Origin of the sequence: Streptomyces sp. NPDC048514 (assembly GCF_043199955.1) — a bacterium.
Lineage (GTDB): Bacteria > Actinomycetota > Actinomycetes > Streptomycetales > Streptomycetaceae > Streptomyces.
On sequence record NZ_JBICWT010000008.1, the window covers coordinates 54,665 to 72,691 of the forward strand.

Genomic DNA, 18,027 nt, shown 5'->3' on the forward strand with positions numbered 1-18,027 from the left:
TCACCGACCGGACCGACCCCGCCCCCCACCGACCGCACCAGCGAAGACCCCCACGGAGAAGAAGAGCCCATGCCCCTGTGGCCCGTCTACACCGGTACGAACGAGCCGCACGACGGCATCACGAAGCTGCCCCCGCCGCCTCCCTGGCGGGCGTTCGACGGCGGACCGGCGCTCCGGGCGCCGGACGCGGCCGCCGACCGTGCGGCCGTGTCACCGGACCGCATGCACCGTGCCGAGACGTATCAGGCCACGGACCAGACGGTCGAACTGGTCAACGCGGCCCTGTATCTGCGCCGGCCCCTGCTGGTCACCGGCCCACCCGGCACCGGCAAGTCGTCCCTGGCGTACGCGGTCGCCCGCGAGCTGCGGCTCGGCCCGGTGCTGCGCTGGAACATCACCAGCCGCAGCAGCCTGCACGACGGGCTCTACCAGTACGACCCGCTCTCACGGCTGTACGCGGCCCGCCAGGAGGCCGCGCGGCCGGACGGGGCGGCGGGGGCGGACCGGCCGGCGGCGGACGACGGCTCGGGCATCGAGCACCATCTGCGCCTGGGTCCCCTCGGCACCGCCCTCCTGCCGTACGCCCGGCCCCGTGCGCTGCTGATCGACGAGATCGACAAGAGCGACCTGGACCTGCCCAACGACCTGCTGAACGTGCTGGAGGAGGGCCAGTACGAGATCCCCGAGCTGGTGCGCGCCTCCCGGCTCGCACCGGACGGCGTCGCCGACGTGCTGGTCGACGGTGCGGAGGAGCGGGTGCCGGTGGCCCGCGGCCGGGTCCGCTGCCGGGCCTTCCCCTTCGTCGTGCTCACCAGCAACGGCGAACGCGAGTTCCCGCCCGCCTTCCTGCGCCGCTGTGTCACCCTGCATCTGCGGCAGCCGGACGACCGGCACCTCGCCGAGATCGTCCGCGCCCACCTGGGTGAACCGGACGCGTACGCGCGGAGCCTGATCGAGCGCTTCCTGTCCCGGGCGGGCGCCGGCGACCTGGCCACCGACCAGCTCCTGAACGCGATCTATCTGGCCCGCTCCGCCGACCTGGACACCGAGTCCCTCGACCGGCTGGCCGAGCAGCTGATGCCGTACCTGGGGCAGAGCGTGCAGTCCGATGTCTTCTGAGCCCCCCGGCGCCCCGGACCCCGTCGGCCGGCTGGCCGACGTCCTGGCCCGGGCGTCCCGAGGGGCCCGGGGCTCCCAGGGGACCCGCCCCACGCCGCTCGAACTGGCCGAACTGCTGTGGCTGGCCGGTCATATGGTCCCCGAGGAGTCCGGGTGCGCCGCCATGGACCGCGACGCCACCTCCCAGGACGGCACCGGCCGGGATGCCGGCGGGCACCCGGCCCCGGAGCCGGGACCAACGGCCCTGTCCCCGGAACCGCCGTCGCCCCGGCCGGCCGCGGAAGGGGGCCGGGATCCGGCGGCCGCACCGGCTTTCGGACCGGACGGCCGGGTCGTCGCGCCGCCCGTCCGCGTCCCCCTCCATCTTCCCTCCCGCCCGGCCGCCCCGGCGGCGCCGCGCCCCCACACCACCCTGCTGGCCCCGGCGCCCCCGATGCTGCGCCACCCGCTCGCGCTGCAACGCTCGCTGCGCCCGCTGGGACGCCGGGTCGAGGCGCCCGTGGGCCACGAGCTCGACGAGCGGGCGACCGCCGACCGCATCGCCCGCCTCGGCGCCGCGCCCGAGTGGTGGCTGCCGGTGACCCGCCCGCCGCGAGAGCGCTGGCTGCGCCTGAACCTGGTCCACGACACCGGCCCCACCATGCCGGTCTGGCGGCCCCTGATCCGCGAACTGCACACGGCCCTGGCCCAGTCGGGCATCTTCCGCACGGTCGCCCTGTACCGCGCCGCGGCCGACGGCACGGTGCGCGGCCCCGGCGCGCACGCCCCCGGCGACGCCCGTACCGTCACCCTCCTGATCAGCGACTGCATGGGCCCGCAGTGGCGGGAGGGCCCCGCGGGCGCCCTGTGGTACGCCACCCTGCACCGCTGGGCGCGCCGGATGCCCCTGGCCGTCGTGCAGCCACTGCCGGAGCACCTGTGGCGGGACACGGCCCTGCCCACCACTCCCGGCCGTCTGTCGGCCCCGCACCCCGCGGCACCCACGGCGACCCTCGCGTTCACCCCGTACGAGCGCGACGCACCGGACGAGCGGTCCGAGCACGCCGGGCCGTACCGGTCCGGCCCGGCCGGCCTCGTCCCCCTGCCCGTGCTGGAGCCGGGGCCGCGGTGGCTGGCGCACTGGGCCGCGCTGCTCACCACGGCCGGCGGCGCCGAGTTCCCCGCGGCGGTGGCCCGGCTGGGGCGCCCGCTGCCGGCGGACGCCGAGGACCGTACGGACGTCGGGCTGCTGTCCGCCGAGGAACTGGTGCTGCGGTTCCGCGCGACCGCCTCCCCCGAGGCGGTCCGGCTCGCCGCGCATCTGGCCGTGGGGCGCCCGGATCTGCCGGTCATGCGGCTGGTCCAGGCCGCCGTGGAACCCGATCCGCGCCCCCGGCACCTGGCCGAGGTGATACTCAGCGGGATGCTGACCGCCGTGCCTGACGGCTCACCCGGCTCCTACGCCTTCCGGGACGGCGTACGGGATCTGCTCCTGCTCGGACTGCCGCGCACCGCCCGCAACCGCACCACCGAACTGCTGGAACGTATGGGCGAGTTCATCGACCGGCGGGCGGGACGGGCGCCCGGCGAGTTCCGGGCGTCGGTCCCCTCCGCCCAGGGAGCGGGCACGGCCGTGGAGGGCGCTCCGTTCGCCACGCTCAGCCAGGACAGCGTGCGCCGGCTCTCCCTGGTCGACGCCGAGGAACAGCCGGCCGGAGCCGAGGAGCAGGCGACCGGAGCCGAGGAGCAGCCTGCCGACACCGAGGCGCAGCCCGCCGACACCGAGGAACAGGCGACCGGAGCCGAGGAGCAGCCTGCCGGCACCGAGGCGCAGCCCGCCGACGCCGGCGGGCAGGCGGCCGATGCCGGCGGGGAGGCCGTGGGGCCGGGAGAGGAGGACGGCGCCGACCGGTTCGGGATCCTTTTCACGGCCGACGCGCTCGCCGGCCGCCCCGAAGCCCGCATCACCCTGGAGGCCGCCGTGCACCAGATCCTCTCGCGCGGCTCCCTCACCCCCCGCCAGTACGAGGTGGAGGTCCGCCCCGACGGCTACCTGGTGCGCACCGAGCCCGGCGCCTATCTGCTGCCCGTCCTCGTCGCCGTCCTGCGCGAACTGCCCCGCGCCCGCGCCCGGCTGGCCGACCCGCCACGGCTGCGGGTGACGTTCGGGCGGCCGCCCGCCGGGCCGCCGCAGGCAGCCTCGGACGTCATGGTCGTCGTACCGCCCGCACTGTACGACGAGTTCACCGCCAGTTCCGCCGCCCAGGGCGCCCAGCGGTTCCGGCCGCTCTACCGCGACGAGGCCCCGGAGACCCCGCCGGTCGCCTGGTACTGCCCTCTCGCACCGGTGTCCGCCGGGGCACGGGAGAGCGGCCTGGTCCAGGGGCCCCTCATCACCCACGATCTGCGCGAGCTCGGCATCCCCACGCCGGGCCGCACGGCGATCGTCCACACCACGCCCGACGGCCCGCTGACCCTGCTCGACCCGATCCAGCCGTACGGCACCCGTCCGCCGCGCCCGGAGACGTACTACTCGGTCGACCTCACCCCCCACCGGGCCCGTCACACGGTCTCCCTGCCGAGTTCCGGCTCGGGCGTGTTCACCGCCGTGGTGGAGCTGTCCTGGCACGTCGACGACCCGGTCGCCTTCGTCCGCGCCGAGATCACCGGGGTCCTCGGCGTGCTGCTGGAGCATCTGCGCGGCGCGGCCACCCGCATCACCCGCCGTCATCCGCTGCGCCGGGCGGCGGCGGCCCAGCGGCAGGTGAACACGGCGGTACGCGGCTGGCCGGTGCCGGGGCTCTGGGTGTCGTACACCGTGCAGCTGGCCCCGGAGGGTACGCCCCTGCCGGTGCCGGAGCGGTCGGCTTCCTCGCGGCGCCGTCTGGCGTCCCTCCTCGGCGGCGCCGAGGCCGTGCTGATCGGCTTCGACGGTCCGCTCGCCCGGCTGTTCCCGGCGCAGACGGCGCGTGCTGCCGTGCTCGACCTGCTGTCCCTCGCGGCCGGGCACCGCGCCGCGCAGGACGCACCGGCGGGCCGCCCGCTGCCCGGCATCGGCACCGGCACCGGCACCGGCGGCCGGGAGGCCTTCACGCACCCACTGGACCTGCTGCGGGCCTTCGCCAACGACCGGCTCGCCCCCCTGCTGAGGTCGCGCCTCGACGAGCTGGAGGTCGCCGCCGCCCCCGACGCGCCCCTCACGCACCGTTCCCTCGCGCTCGTCCGCGCCCTGCACGGATCCGGCCGGCGGGTCGGCGTGGTGACGGACGTGTGTTCCCGGGCCGTGCACCGCTGCCTGGAGCCCCACCGGCTGCCCCTCACCGGCATCCAGGGCCGCCACGACGACCCAGCGCTGCTGATGCCGAACCCCGACTGCCTGCTGCGTGCCGCGAGCGCGCTCGGGACGGCGGTCCACGCCGGCGTCCTGATCAGCTCCTCGGTCGCGGAGCTGACCGCCGCCCAGCAGCTCGGCCTCCACTTCGTCGGCTACGCCCCCACCGCCGCCGGGCGCCGGCGGCTGCGTGAGGGGGGCAGCGACGTCACCGTGTCCTCCCTCGAACCGCTGCTGGAGGCCGTTCGCGCCCTGTGACCTGCCGACACACCGGAAAAGCCGGGAAAACCGCCCGTTCAGCGGCACCCCGCCCGGCCGCCCCCGGAAGGCGCCCGTACCCACCGCCGCGCAGGATGCAGACATAGGCCCGCCGACCGGCGGGGCGTCCGAGGCCGCGCACTAGGGAGGTTCCGCCGTGACCGTCAGTCTGGAGCAGTTGCGCCGCTGCCATTTCGCCGTCGACCTGGGTGCGGCGCGCACCCGGATGTACGTGAAGGGCGCCGGTCTCGTCGTCGATCAGCCCTCGGTGGCGGCGGTCAACACCCGTACCGGCGCGCTCATCGCGGTGGGCGAGTTCGCGGAGAAGATGACGGGGCGCACACCGCACTACATCCGGGTCGTACGGCCTGTCTCCGGTGGCACGGTGGTCGACATCGAGATGGCCCAGCGCATGCTGCGGCAGCTGCTCGGCGACAAGATGCGCCGCGCGCTGCGCCGCAAACCCAGGCTGCGCGCGGCGGCCTGCACCCCGCACGCCGCCGATCCGCTGGCCCAGCGGGCGACCATCGAGACGCTGGTCGGCCTGGGGGCGCGCCGGGTCGAGCTGGTCGACACGCTGATCGCGGCCGCCGTGGGCTGCGGGCTGCCGGTGGAGCGGGCCGAAGCCACCATGATCATGGTGTGCGGGGCGGCGGCCACCGAGGTCGCGGTGCTCTCGCTGGGGTCGATCGTCACCGCCGCGCGGGTCCCGGTGGGCGGAGAGGCCGTGGACCACGCGATCGTGCAGCACCTGCGGCACGCGCACGAGCTGATGCTGCCCAGCCAGTCGGTCCGGCCCCTGCAGCTGGCGTTGTCCGGCAACGGGCTCACTCCGCACGGACCGCTCTCGACGGAGATCCACGGACTGGACGTGTCGACGGGTCTCGCCCGCAGCGTGCGGGTCGACACCGCGGCCGTGCGGGACGCCATCCAGACCCCGCTGACGTCCGTCCTGGACGGGATCGGCAAGGTGCTGCGCGACTGCCCGCCGGACCTGGTGGCCGATCTCGCCGACCGCGGGCTCACGATGGTCGGCGGCTCCGCGCTGCTGCCCGGCTTCGACCAGATGCTGCGGCAGGCGACCGGTATGCCGGTGCACATCGCCGAGCGGCCCGACATCTGCGCGGCACAGGGCCTGGGCGCCATGCTGGAGGGCCGGATCGAGCCACTGGCCCTGAACCCCCTGGCCGCCTAGCCCGCCGCGCCACCTGAGCCGTCGTCACCGTCCTTCTCAGTACGGCAGGATGCGGCCCGAGGGCGTCCGGCGGTCGATCTCCTGTCCTCGCGGGGCGGCAGGCCGCCGGCTCACACGCACCCGGATCCGACGGTCCATGACGCCCTCCTTCTGCCGGTACGGCCCGGCGGGTGGACTGCCGGTAGGTGGTGCGTGCCCACGACACGGCCCGTTCAAGCGCGATCAGGTCAAGTAGTGGACCGGTCACGGAGGTTGGTGTGCGGCTCCGGGCCGCGCCGGTGACCTGCCCCGGCGGGCCGGATCCCGGCCGGGATCCGGCCCGCCGTTCCCGGTGCTACGCGGGGGTGAGGAGAACGGGGAGTTCCTGGTGGCCGTTGCTGATCAGGGAGGCCACCGGCCGCAGTTCACCTGCCGGGACGGCGAGGGAGAGCCCGGGAAAGCGGTCGAAGAGCTGCCGCAGGGCCTCCGCGACCTCCAGGCGGGCCAGCGGGGCACCGAGGCAGAAGTGCACCCCGTGACCGAAGGCCAGGTGGTCCTTGACGGTACGGGTGACGTCGAAGGCGTCGGCGCTGTCACCGTGCCAGTCCGGGTGACGGTTGGCTGCGGCGTACGAGGCGAGGATGGCGTCGCCCCGGGCGATGGTCCGGCCGCCGGGCAGCTCGATGTCGGTGACGGCGTAGCGGAGCGGAAGGTGCTTGACGGCGGGTTCGTGCCGCAGGGTCTCCTCCACGACGTCGTACCAGCCCGCTTTGCCGGCGCGGACGAGGTCGAGCTGGTCGGGCGCGGTCAGCATGGCGACGATGGCCTGGTCGATCACGTTGACGGTGGTCTCGTACCCGGCGCTGATCATCAGCAGGAGCGTGTCGCGCAGTTCCTCGCCGGTGAAGCCGGTGCCGTCCGACTCCTCGTCGCGGGCCGCGATGAGCAGGGACGTCATGTCGTCGCCGGGGTCGGCGGTCTTCGTGGCGATCAGCTCGTCCAGGACACCGTAGAGGCGTACGGCGTTGGCCTGGGACTCCTCCGGGGTGAGCGTGGTGTCGAAGACACCGTCGACGAGCTGCCGGAAGCCGGCCCGCTGGTCCCGCGGAACGCCCATGAGGTGGCCGATCACGGCGATGGGCAGCGGGTAGGCCAGGCGCTCGCGCAGGTCCACGGCCTGCCCGGCGGGCACCGTGGCGAGGTCGTCGATCAGCTCGGTGACCATGGCCTCGACGGCCGGGCGCAGTTCGTCGATGCGCCGGGAGCTGAAGGCGGGGGCGACCATCCGCCGGAGCCTGCGGTGGTCGGCGCCGTAGGCGGTGAACATGTTCCGCACCGCGATCCACAGGGCGAGCGGCCAGGTCGCGGCCCGCTGCTCGAACTCGGGCCAGTGGGCCCGGGCGTCCTTGGAGACGGCGGGGCTGGTCAGCAGTTTCCTGAGCAGGGCGGGGTCGGTGACGGCCCAGGCGCGGACGCCGAGCAGGTCCACCGGGGCCGCCGGGCCCATGGCGCGCAGGGCGCGGTCCTCCTGGTGTGCCGTGGCGCCGGTCGGGTCGAGGACGAGCGGGGTGTGCCGGGTCATGGCCGGTCTCCTTCAGACGACAGCGGGGAAGCGGACGGGCAGCAGCTCCAGGGCGCGGTGGAACGGGCCCGGCCGCCAGGCCAGTTCGGACTGGGGGCAGGCCAGGTCGAGTTCGGGAAGCGCGTCCAGGAGGCAGGTGATGGCGGTCTCGGCGATGAGGTAGGCGTGGGTCCGCGCCGGGCAGGTGTGCGGGCCGATGCTCCAGGACAGGTGGGCGCGGTTGCCGGTGAGTTCGGCGGGGCCCAGGCCGGCGGTGACGGCCGGGTCGTTGTTGCAGGCGGCCATGGAGATGACGACGGGCTGGTGGGCGGGGAGCAGCACACCCTCGATGTCGATCGGGTACGGCGGATAGGTGATGCAGTAGTTGGCCAGCGGCGGGTCGGTGTACAGGACGGTGTCGAGGGCGTCCCGGACGGGCTGACCGGCGTGCAGGCCGGCGGAGAACTGCTCGTCGGTGAGGATCCTGAGCACGGTGTTGCTGATCAGGTTGGTCAACGGCTCGATGCCCGCGCCGTACAGGGTGACGAGCTGGTGGCACATCTCGATGTCGTCCAGGCCGGCGGCATGGGCGATCAGCCGTGAGGTGACGTCGTCCCCGGGCTGCCGGCGCCGCAGGGCGACGAGTTCGGCCACCGCCAGGCCGAGCATCTCGTTGCCGCGGGCGGCGGTCTCGGCCTCCGACTCGAAGATCATGGCCATGCCGTCGGCGATGCGCCGGCCGATCTCGTCCGGGCAGCCAAGCAGCGCGCTCAGGACGCGGAAGGCGATGGGCCACGAGTACTGGGTGAGCAGGTCGGCGTGGCCCAGGGCACTGAAGTCGCCGATGGCCGCGGAGGCGACCTTCTCCACCAGGGCACGCAGTTCGTGCTGGTCGACCGCCTGCAGGCTCGCGGTGTTGGCCGCCCGGTAGCGGGTGTGCTCGGCGCCGGACGAGCGCAGCGCGTTGGGGCGCCATTCCATCATCGGCCGGACGGGGCAGGTCTCGGGCACGGCCTGCTGCCAGATCCGCGGGTCGGCGGGAAAGTGCAGCGGGTCGTTGAGGATGCGCCGGGCCTGGTGGAAGCCGATGACCAGGGTCGCGGGGACGCCGGGGGCGAGATCCACGGGGACCAGCGGGCCGAAGACGCGGCGCATCCGCTCGTAGGCCGTGTGCGGGTCGCCGGCGAACTCGGCGTCGTGCAGCGGGATGCGCGTCGGAGCGCTCGTGCTGCCGGCGGGGGCGGGGGTGGTCATGAACGGGGCTCCACAAGTGAGGCGGCGGAGGCGTGACGGGTGGTCAGGAACTCGGTCAGGGTGATGAGCGCGTACACGCAGGACCGGTGGTCGCGTGCGTCGCACTCGGTCAGCGGGGTGTCGGGATCCAGTGCGAGCGCCTGCCGGATCTCGTGCAGGGGGTAGCGGGGTGCTTCGGGGAAGACGTTGATGGCGACGGCGTACGGCGTCTGCTGCTCCTCCAGCAGGCTCAGCACCTCGTGGCAGCCGTCGAGGTCCCGGGTGTCGACCAGGACCAGGGCGCCCAGCGCGCCTTCCGTCAGCCCTTCCCACAGCGGCCGGAACCGGGTCTGGCCCGGGGTGCCGAACAGGTAGAGCACCAGGCGGTCGCCCAGCAGATGGATGCGGCCGAAGTCCATGGCGACCGTGGTGGTCGTCTTGTGCGGCGTGCCGCGCAGATCGTCCACGCCGACGCTCGCCTCGGTGATCGGCTCCTCCATCCGCAGCGGCGTCACCTCGGAGACGCTGCCGACGAAGGTGGTCTTGCCGACCCCGAACGCCCCGGCGACGACGATCTTCGCCGACCGGGTGACGGCGGGGGCCAGGTAGTGGGGAGCGGGCCGGTCAGACCAGTTCGCGGAGTCCACGCAGCACCTCCTGTAGCAGGTCGAGTCCTGGCCGGCCCTCCTGGACGGGGGCCGGGCTGGTCAGATGGCCGCTGTCCATCAGCGCGGAGACGAGGATCCGGACGGTGGAGGGCGGCAGTTCCAGTGCGGCGGCGATGTCCGCCACGGCCAGGCCGCCGCGCCCGCCGGCGAACAGGCGCATCACCCTGCGGGCGTCCGGCCCGAGCGTCTCGACGGGTCCGGAGGCGGCGATGAGCACCGTCTCCAGGCGGACATCCCGGCTGGGTCGGTTCCGTCCACCGGTGCGGACGTAGGGCCTGATCAGGTCCGGGTCGTGCCGCGGACCGCTCACGTCGCGGTGCCGCCGTCCGCGCCGGGGCGGCGGTCGGCGACTTCCAGCTCGTGGCCGAGCCTGGTCGCCAGCCGCACCATGTGGTGGGTGATCAGGCCGACGTCGGCCTCGGGACCGGAGGTCACCACGGAGAGCATGGAGTTCTTCGCGGCCGCGGTCGTCAGCCCGATGCGGCCCTGCGACTCGATGAGCAGTTGGCACATGCCCTTGCCGCCGACGTGCTCGTCCCACGCCTTGCCTGCGGCGCGCAGGGACGCGGTCACGGCCGCGAGTTTCTCGGCGTCCTCCTGGCCGATCGTCTGCGTACGGGCCTGCAGCAGGCCGTCACTGCTCATCAGCACCGCGTACGCGACGCCCTCGACGGAGCCGAGTTCCTGGTCGAGCAGCCATCCCAGGCTGTTGCTGTGCGTGTCGCGCATGGTCAGTGTCCTTCGGTGGGTCCGGTTGTTTCGTCGGTCTGGCGGCCCCGGCGGGTGCCGGCCGCCCAGGCGGCGGCGACGCTCGGCCGGCCCGGTACGACCGGCGCCTCGGACGTCGCCGGCGGCGCGCTGCGGGCCCGGGCCGGGCGTTGCCGGACGGTCAGTCCGCTGGCGGTGGTCCGGGCGGGCGCCGGCTCCGCGTCCTCCTGCGGGTCGGGTGCGGCCGGTGCCACCGGTGGCACCGGTGCGGCCGGGGCTGCCGGGGCTGCGGCTACGGCGGGGGGCTCGGGTGCGGCCGCACGCTCGGGGGCCGCGGCGGGCCGGCCGGCGGCGGGGAAGACCAGGAGGTTCTTCGGCAGCACGAGGACGGCCCGGGTCCCCTGGTAGATGTTGGGCGCGGTCAGCTCGACCCGGAAGCCGTAGTTCTCGGCGAGCAGCGAGGCGACGCGCAGGCCCGTCTGCGGGTGGGCGCCGAGTTGCGTGATCTCGTCGCGCTGCTTGCCGGACATGATGTCGCTGGCCCACAGCAGCCGCTCGTCGTCCATCCGCAGACCGGCGTCGTCCACGATCAGGAAGCAGGCGTGATGGCCTTCCTCCACGGAGACGTGCACGCGGGCGGCCGGCGGCGAGTAGCGCAGGGCGTTGTCCAGCAGCAACGCCAGGGTGTGGACGACGGCTTCGACCGCGCGGCTCTGCACCGCGACGGTGTCCAGCTCGTGGTGCTCGACCCGCTGGTAGCCCTCGATCCGGCCCATGGCCGCGCGGATCACATCGGTCAGGGAGGTGCGCGGCCAGCGCCGGGAGAGCTTGTCGCCGGCCAGCACCGCGTAGCCCTGTGCGGTGAGCAGCATCTGCTGGGCGATGTGGTCGATGTGCACCAAGGTCGCGTACGCCTCGTCGTCCTGGTGGGAGCGCACTCCCTGGCTGATCTCCCGGCTCAGCCTGGAGGCCCGGGCCACCACGCTGGACGCGAAGCTGCGCACGGCCGCCCGGGTGGCCTCCTGCGACTCGCGGCGCGCCTTCGCGATCTCCCGGTCGGCCTCGGACCGCAGGTGGGCGGCGTGCTGTTCGGCGGAGGCCCGCGCGCTCTCCCGCACCTGCGTCACGCTGGCGGTCACCTGGCCGGTGAGGTCGCGCAGCCGGTCGGCGAGGGCCGTACGGGCCAGCTGCGGGGGCAGGGCGAGGGTGCCGCCGTGCTGTTCGCCGGACCCCGCCGCGGCTGCCAGTGCCGGTATGTGGGCCACGAGTTGCGCCACCACGTACTCGGCGGCACCCAGCTGCCGGGTGAGCTGCTGTGCCCGGCCCTGCATGTCGCCGGCCCTGGTTCGCTCGCGCCGGTACGCGCGGTGGAAGTGCCAGGCGGTCCCCGCGGCCGCCAGGGCGACCGCGGCACTGACGGCCAGTATCAGGTCGGTCATCGAGTCCTCTCCAAGGTGTCCGGCTCGCGGACCCGCCGGCGCTGGGGGGCGGGGCCGGTCGAGGTGGCGCCACCGGCTGTCACGAGGGCGCCGCTCTGGATGCGGGCATGACAGGCGAAAAGCCGGAAACCTCGCGAGCCCACGGTCTCGCGGACGTCCCTGGCGGCCGACGCGGCACTGTCCGGCCCGGCGTCGGCGAAGGGGGAGGCGGGCACGCCGGTCGTGCCGGCCGCGCCGCCGGCGGCCACGACGGCCGGGGTGCGGCCGTGGTGAACGGGCCTGCCGGTTAAGGCAGGGTGGGCGGCGGGCACTGTGTCCTCCGGGTACGCGGTCCTGTCGTCCTGCGTCACATCCGCGACGCCCAGTGGCCGTTTCCGGTCTCGGCCGAGCCTATCGGGAAACCAGCAGAGTGTTCGACGCTCTGGGCCCGGAACCCTGTGAAAGATCGATGACGTCACGTCACGGCCGTCCACTGTGGGCCCGTTCTTGTTCCTATGTCCCGAACGGGTCCTGCCGCAACCGGTGTTGCCCGGATCGGGTCAGGCCGGCGGCGAGCCAGCGGGCGACCTGCCGCGGGTCGGCCGCCCTGCCGGAGATGCGCAGTTCGCGGTGGAGTGCGCGGGGCAGTTCGGGGCGCCCGAGCAGCGTCCCGGCGGCGGGGTCCGCGGCGGCGAGGGCGAGGAGGAGTCCGGTCCACGCCTCGGGGGCGTCCGGGTCGTCGGCCAGGAGGCGGGCGTAGGCGTCGGCCGCGGCGGGGTCCCGGGCGACGAGGGCGCGGTCGGCGGCCGTCGGTTCGGGCCGGCCCGGATCGAGCGGGCCGGCAGGTCCCGCCCGGAGCGGCCCGGTTCGGACCACTCCGGTCCGGATCAGGCCGGTTCGGGCGTGGGTCCAGGGGGCGGCGGGGTCGGGGACGACCGAGGACGCGCCTATGCGGCAGTCGGCCGGCGCTCCCGCCAAGAAGGCCCTGGCCAGGGCGCGGACGTCGTCCGGGGCCGGGCTCAGATGCCGGATCCGCCAGCCGGTGCGGTGGTCGGTGGCGGCGAATTCGGCGAGGGCCGCGATGTCTGGCCGGATCCGCCCGTCGGCCCACCAGGAGGGCAGCCGCCCGGCCATCCCCCGCAGGAAACGGCGCCCGTGCGAGGTCAGCCCGGGATCGGCGCCGAGGACGCGCAGCGCGTCCTGGGTCTGCCGCCTTCGTAGGGCGAACTCGTACTGGGCGAGCGGTCGTTCCGCCTGTGGCACCTCGTCCAGTCGGCGGCACCAGAAGTCGGTGATGCCCAGGAACGCGTACGCGCCCTGGAGCAGGCCGCTCAGGGGCCGGGGGTCGTCGCGCCAGGGGGCGTAGTGCCGTTCGGCCCCCTCGTCCTGTTCCAGCGTCAGCAGATGCAGCAGCGCACCCAGTTTGGTGTGCTGGAACTCGTGGACCAGGGTGACCGCCAGGGTGGCCGGGTCCGGTGGCAGGGATGCCAGCATGCCGCCGAAAGCGTCGCCGGAGGAGGCGCTGACGACCACACCGGGCCGCGTCGGCCGTACCGCCGTGATGGTGCGCAGCCCCTCCGCCACGGCGCCGGCCATGTCCGGGTCGGTGCGCGCGAGCAGTGTCATCGCACGTCCGAACCGCTCCTGCCAGCGAGCGGTCTCGTCCTCGCGGAGGCGCTGCGGGGGCAGCGGTTCGCCGAGGTCCCGGTAGGGGTCGATGTCGTCCAGCAGGACCTCCACCGGCCGCCCCGCCACCTCGGCCCGCAGCCTGCGCAGTCCATGCCATCCCGGGGCGTCGCCGGCGGGGTCCCCGGGCGGCTCCGGCGGGCCCACGCGCGCACCGTACGGGTCGACCCGCAGCCGGCCCCGCTCCACCACCACCTCCGCCGTCCCCCAGGGCGGCCGGCCCGGTAAGCGGGCCAGGCCGAGCGTGGGAAACATCGCGGCGCCGTCGCGCAGCGGCACGGAGGTGCGCGACGGCAGCCCCGCTCGCAGCGCGGCGACGCAGCACACCGCGTGCAGATGGCCGAGGTCGGTCCACAGCGGCCCGTCCCCCCAGGCCGTACCGGACAGCCGTCGCAGGCTGTGCCCCAGCCAGATGCCGGTCTGGGGATGGAGCAGCAGTTCCCGGAACTCCTGCGGGGCCTGCTCCTGGGCCCGGGTGAGGATGTCCCACGCGCTGTCCACGGGTGGCAGCGGGCCCAGCGCGCCGGGGGTCGCGGCGATGGTGTCGAGCAGCGCCCTGAGCAGCAGCAGACGCCTGCTGTACTCGGTGGTCCGCAGGTACCGGATCAGGTCGGGGCCGCCCCGGCCCGCGGCCAGGTCGTGGAAGTACACCGAGGGAACGAGATGGTGCGCCGCCCGGCCGGGTCCGGAACGTCCGTCGGTCTGCACGGGCCTTCTCCCCCGGGGACCGTCAGTCGGCCCGTCCCGGGGTGGGCTCGCCGGCGAAGTTGATCCGCGGCCGTTCCACCTGGCGCAGCAGCCGGTCCAGTGAGCGCGCGTAGACGTCGGGCTGCTGCGACCGCAGGACGGAAAGCGGGATGTCGCTGAGATCGACCAGTTCGGATCCCATGAACTCCGCGGACGTATTCATGCGACATCCCCCTGAGAACGCCCTTCATCCCGATGACTTCATGATGACGCATGGCAGAAGTGTTCGGGAAGACCGTGATCAGCCGGTCAGGCGCCCTGTTCCGGCGGCAGCCAGCGGGCCGCCCAGTCCTTCAGCTCGCGCTGCTCGAGGGATCCCGGCTCGACCACGGCGACCGCCTCGACCAGAGCGGCCAGGCCTCCCGGATGGCGGCGGCAGGTACGGACGATGCTGATGATGTCGGGGCGCGGCGCCCCCAGCCGGGGGATGGCGCCGGACAGGTCGGCGGGCAGCATGCCGAGCACGAGCTGGCGCTGGTCCCGGTCCGTCATGCCGGGCCAGCCGGCCAGCAGGTTGATCAGCTCGGTCAGCGCCGCGTCCGGCACCGGCTCCTCCCGGCGCCGCGCGGCGGGGAAGGTCAGCTCGCGTACGTCGCTGGCCCAGGACCGGTACCACAGTGAGGTCGGCCGCTGCTCCCCCTCGGCGAACCGTCCGATCACGGTCTGCGCGACCGCGCTCATGTCCGGTGGCCAGTGCGGGCCGTCCGCCGCGGCGAGGGCGGCGAGCGCGGCCCGGGAGAACGCCCCGGACTGCCCCGCGGGGTCGTTGACCGCACGCTGCCCCGGGCCGGACGCCAGCAGGACGAACTGTTCACGGCCCGTCAACCGGTCCCCACCCGGTGGGAGTTCGGCGGGCAGCGACCGGGTGAACCCGAGGTCCTCGACAAAGGTCTGGCAGGAGTCCACGAGCCAGATCTGGCGCCGGAAACCGGGCAGCAGATCGGTGGTGAACGCGGTGAGCCAGGCGTCCAGGTCCAGGTTGCGCTTGTCGTCGGCGGCGGCGTCGGCGTAGAAGAGCCTGCGGTGACCGTGCGGGTCGGTGACGCCGTGACCGCCCCAGAACATCCACAGCAAGTCGCCGTCCAGCCCGGGCAGCCGGCGCGTCAGCACCTCCTGCACCGCTTCCCGTCCGGCGCCGCCCGCGGTGACGTCCACCTCTGGCCCGCCGGCCGCGGGCAGCGGAGCGAGCAGCAGGAAGATGTTGGCGGCGGGGACCGAGCGGGCGCGCAGCCAGGCGGTGAAGCGGCGGGCGTCGGCGGCGGGCCCCGGCAGGTCCCAGGAGGCGCCGGCGGCATGGCGTTCCACGCCGACGACGACGGCGTACGTGCGCTCCGGGCGGGCGGCGGCGGTCACGGCAGCTCCGGCGCCAGGACGCGGTACAGCTCCGGGTTGCTCCAGTAGGCGCTGTGGGCGAGGGGGAAGGGCTGCCGGCCGTCGACGGCGATGTCGTGGACCCGGCCCGGGAAGACCCCGGCGCCGACGTAGCCGAGCAGGTCCCGCCGGTCGTACACGTTGAGCCAGCGCGGTACGTGTGCGGGCAGCGGGGTGCCGTGCTCCAGGCTGGGCAGCGCGCCCAGTTCGTACAGGAACGGCGCCTGCGAGCCGACGGTGACCAGCAGTTCGACCTCCGGCAGCGGGCGCAGCACCAGCAGGTCCAGCGCGGCGATGCCGCCGAGGCTGTGCGCGAGCAGGACGACCGGCGGCTCCGCCGCCAGGACCGCCTGCGCGAGAGCCTCGCGGAGCGCGGCGCCCCGGGACAGGTACAGCAGCACGTCCCCGGCGGCCGGGTGGGCGGCGTCGGTCAGCGCCGAACGCCGCTTCACCGCCTGGGCGGCGGCCAGTCGGAGCGCCAGCCGGCCGGCCAGCCGTCCGACCCGGCGGGTCACCGGGCCGCGGTGCGTCCCCGGTGCGTCCACAGCCGGGGGCGCCCCGGGCAGCAGCGCGGTGATCCGGGCCACCGCCGCGTCGCGGGCGGTGCCGTCGAATGCGGCCGCCGGCCCCTGGGCGCCGGAGCGCCGCCGTACCGCTTCCGCCACGAACGCCCGTGCCAGCGCGTCCGTTTCGCCGTCCGCCGCGGGTGCGCGCAGGAAGCGGCGGCCGTCGGGCGCGGTGAGTACGGCGGCCACGGCGGCGGGGAAGTCCCGCGCGATCCCCGCGGCGTCCAGCAGCCCGCGCAGTCCGGCGTCCGCGGTGAGTGCCGGGGCCGCGGCGGCGAGAGCCTCACCCGGCGGCCGGGCGCCCGGCGCCTGCTCGGCCCGGGGTGCCTCCTCGGTGAGCAGCCGCAGTTCGAGCAGCGGGTCCAGGTAGAGAAGCCCCCAGAACTCGACGTCCGCGTCGAGGTCGCCCTCCCCCGCCCCGGGCCCGTCCGACCCGGGTGTGTCACGCCGGGTGGCGTACCCCGGCACGGAGATACCGTTCGAATGGAGCGCCGACCCCGCACTTCCACCCCAATAGCAGGAAGATATGCGTATTTCCGGCCGTACCGAACTCACACCCTGCCGCACCAGTTCCAGAGTTTCGCTCAATCCCGGCTCGCGTACTCCTGTGCCGTGGACGAATAACACCGTCGTCACCGCTGCTCCCCACCCATGACGGCATATACCAAGCGCACTCCACGATAGGCCGTACACCGGGGGCCCGGCTACACTCCGTATGGACTGTGCCACAGTGTGCGGCACGTGCCGGAAGGGGGCTGCCGGTGAGCGCCGACTCCTTGGTCACCCATGTCGCCGCCGCTCTCGCGGTGGTGATCACGGCCTCCTACGCCCTGGGTGCGGTGGCGCGCAAGCTCGGCCAGCCGTCGGTCATCGGGGAGTTATGCGCGGGCGTCGCGCTCGGCCCCAGCCTGCTGGGCCTCGCCCCGGGGCGGGTCTACGAAAAACTCTTCCCGGAGCAGATCCAGCCCATTCTGACGGCCCTGGCGCAAGTGGCGCTGGTGCTCTTTCTCTTCGCCGTCGGCTATGAACTGGACCTGCGTCTGCTGCGCGGTAAAGGCACGGTGACCGCCGTCTCCCTGAGCGGGTTCGCCTTTCCCATGCTGCTGGGCGCCGGAGTCGTCCTGCTCTATCCCGGAGGATTCGCCTCCGCCAACGGCGGACAGCCGGTCGACACGGCGTTCACCCTCTATATCGCGGTGGCCCTGTCCATCACGGCGGTTCCGGTACTGGCCGGCATCATCAGGGACCAGGGGCTGGCCGGCAGCAGGCCGGGCGCGATCGCCATGGCCTCCGCCGGTGTCATCGACGCCCTGAGCTGGCCGGTGCTGGCCGTGGTCCTGGTGGGCGGCGCGCACGGCTCGGCCCGGACCTGGACCGTCGGACTGGCCCTGCCGGCCCTGTACGTACTGTCGATGCTCTTCGTCGTACGGCCCCTGCTCGTACGGTGGATGCGCAGGCCCGGCGCCCTGATGGCCGATCACGCCCCCGTCGCCGTCGCCGTGGCCCTGGGATCGGCGTGCGTCACCAACGCGCTCGGACTGCATGTGATCTTCGGTGCGCTGCTCGCCGGGATCATCATGCCCCGCCAGCCCGACGGCGTCCCCGACAACCGGTTGCTGCGCCCGGTCCAGGAGAGCGGCGGCCTGCTGCTGCCGGTGTTCTTCGCGATCTCCGGGATGGCGGTCAGGCTCGACGGGCTGGCCGCGTCCGACCTGCTGCTCCTGGTGGTGATATGTGCCGCCGCGATGGTGGGCAAGGTGGCCGCCGGCTCGCTGGCGGCCCGCGTCGCCCGCATGTCCTGGCGCGACTCGCTGACCATCGGCGTACTGCTCAACACCCGCGGGCTGACCGAACTCGTCGTGCTGAACGTCGGGTTGCAGTCCGGAATGATCGGCCCGCGGCTGTACGCGCTGCTGGTCGTGATGGCGCTGGTCACCACGGCGGCGACCGGGCCGCTGCTCGGGCCGCTGCGCCGCCCGGCCGGACGCCCCGGGGCCGGGAACGACGGCGAGCGGACGCCGGGCACCCGGCCGGAACCCGACCCGGGCCCGTCCCCCGCCGCCGACGCCGAACCGGCACCGCGGCCGTAGCTCCACCGCCGCGCGCCGCCTCGGCACGCCGTGGTACCACCGCCGCGTGCCGAGCCGGCCGGATCCGCCACCCGGCCGGCTCACCCGCTTCCGGTCGGCCGGGCCGCTTCCGGTCGGC

Annotated in this window: 14 protein-coding genes; 4 read left to right on the forward strand and 10 right to left on the reverse strand. The window is 74.4% G+C overall.

Translation table 11 applies throughout. The features are described 5' to 3' along the window. Window positions 1-69 precede the first annotated feature (69 nt). From ACGFT2_RS18880 to ACGFT2_RS18890, 3 genes are all read left to right on the forward strand, one after another. Window positions 70-1,119 carry an AAA family ATPase gene (locus tag ACGFT2_RS18880; protein WP_393279312.1) on the forward strand — a complete coding sequence of 350 codons (1,050 nt, stop codon included), beginning with the start codon at window positions 70-72 and terminating at the stop codon, window positions 1,117-1,119. Beyond that, the gene (locus ACGFT2_RS18885) at window positions 1,109-4,687 is read left to right on the forward strand and encodes an SAV_2336 N-terminal domain-related protein (protein ID WP_393279314.1); all 3,579 of its coding nucleotides are present in this window, start codon (window positions 1,109-1,111) and stop codon (window positions 4,685-4,687) included. Before ACGFT2_RS18880 ends, ACGFT2_RS18885 begins: the two co-directional genes overlap by 11 nt. A 157-nt stretch (window positions 4,688-4,844) precedes the next feature. Continuing rightward, entirely contained in the window at window positions 4,845-5,882 is a 1,038-nt protein-coding gene (locus ACGFT2_RS18890; protein WP_393279316.1) for a rod shape-determining protein, read from the forward strand. A gap of 334 nt (window positions 5,883-6,216) precedes the next feature. Here ACGFT2_RS18890 and ACGFT2_RS18895 read toward each other — a convergent pair whose 3' ends face one another. The 10 genes from ACGFT2_RS18895 to ACGFT2_RS18940 form a co-directional block, all read right to left on the reverse strand. Further along, entirely contained in the window at window positions 6,217-7,443 is a 1,227-nt protein-coding gene (locus tag ACGFT2_RS18895) for a cytochrome P450 (RefSeq protein WP_393279318.1), read from the reverse strand. A gap of 12 nt (window positions 7,444-7,455) precedes the next feature. Next, complete coding sequence (locus tag ACGFT2_RS18900) at window positions 7,456-8,676, reverse strand: cytochrome P450 (protein WP_393279320.1); 1,221 nt, start codon at window positions 8,674-8,676, stop codon at window positions 7,456-7,458. Continuing rightward, window positions 8,673-9,302, reverse strand: a complete 630-nt coding sequence (locus ACGFT2_RS18905) for an ATP/GTP-binding protein (protein ID WP_393279322.1) — start codon at window positions 9,300-9,302, stop codon at window positions 8,673-8,675. Before ACGFT2_RS18905 ends, ACGFT2_RS18900 begins: the two co-directional genes overlap by 4 nt. Beyond that, on the reverse strand, window positions 9,280-9,633 hold the full coding sequence (locus tag ACGFT2_RS18910; protein ID WP_393279324.1) for a DUF742 domain-containing protein: 354 nt from the start codon (window positions 9,631-9,633) through the stop codon (window positions 9,280-9,282). Before ACGFT2_RS18910 ends, ACGFT2_RS18905 begins: the two co-directional genes overlap by 23 nt. Then, window positions 9,630-10,052 (reverse strand): roadblock/LC7 domain-containing protein, encoded by a 423-nt coding sequence (locus tag ACGFT2_RS18915; RefSeq protein ID WP_393279326.1) that lies wholly within the window; start codon window positions 10,050-10,052, stop codon window positions 9,630-9,632. Before ACGFT2_RS18915 ends, ACGFT2_RS18910 begins: the two co-directional genes overlap by 4 nt. A 2-nt stretch (window positions 10,053-10,054) precedes the next feature. Beyond that, a complete protein-coding gene (locus ACGFT2_RS18920) occupies window positions 10,055-11,470 on the reverse strand; it encodes an ATP-binding protein (protein ID WP_393279328.1) in 1,416 nt (471 codons plus the stop codon). A gap of 492 nt (window positions 11,471-11,962) precedes the next feature. Continuing rightward, complete coding sequence (locus ACGFT2_RS18925) at window positions 11,963-13,843, reverse strand: HEXXH motif domain-containing protein (RefSeq protein WP_393279330.1); 1,881 nt, start codon at window positions 13,841-13,843, stop codon at window positions 11,963-11,965. A 22-nt stretch (window positions 13,844-13,865) separates the two neighbouring features. Then, window positions 13,866-14,045: a hypothetical protein gene (locus ACGFT2_RS18930; RefSeq protein ID WP_393279332.1), complete on the reverse strand. Its 180-nt coding sequence runs from the start codon at window positions 14,043-14,045 to the stop codon at window positions 13,866-13,868. Between the two features lie 86 nt (window positions 14,046-14,131). Further along, the gene (locus ACGFT2_RS18935; protein ID WP_393279334.1) at window positions 14,132-15,235 is read right to left on the reverse strand and encodes a caspase family protein; all 1,104 of its coding nucleotides are present in this window, start codon (window positions 15,233-15,235) and stop codon (window positions 14,132-14,134) included. After that, entirely contained in the window at window positions 15,232-16,287 is a 1,056-nt protein-coding gene (locus ACGFT2_RS18940) for a hypothetical protein (protein ID WP_393279336.1), read from the reverse strand. Before ACGFT2_RS18940 ends, ACGFT2_RS18935 begins: the two co-directional genes overlap by 4 nt. Before the next feature lie 293 nt (window positions 16,288-16,580). Between ACGFT2_RS18940 and ACGFT2_RS18945 the strand changes: the two genes are divergently transcribed. Further along, a complete protein-coding gene (locus ACGFT2_RS18945; RefSeq protein WP_393279338.1) occupies window positions 16,581-17,909 on the forward strand; it encodes a cation:proton antiporter in 1,329 nt (442 codons plus the stop codon). Window positions 17,910-18,027 lie beyond the last annotated feature (118 nt).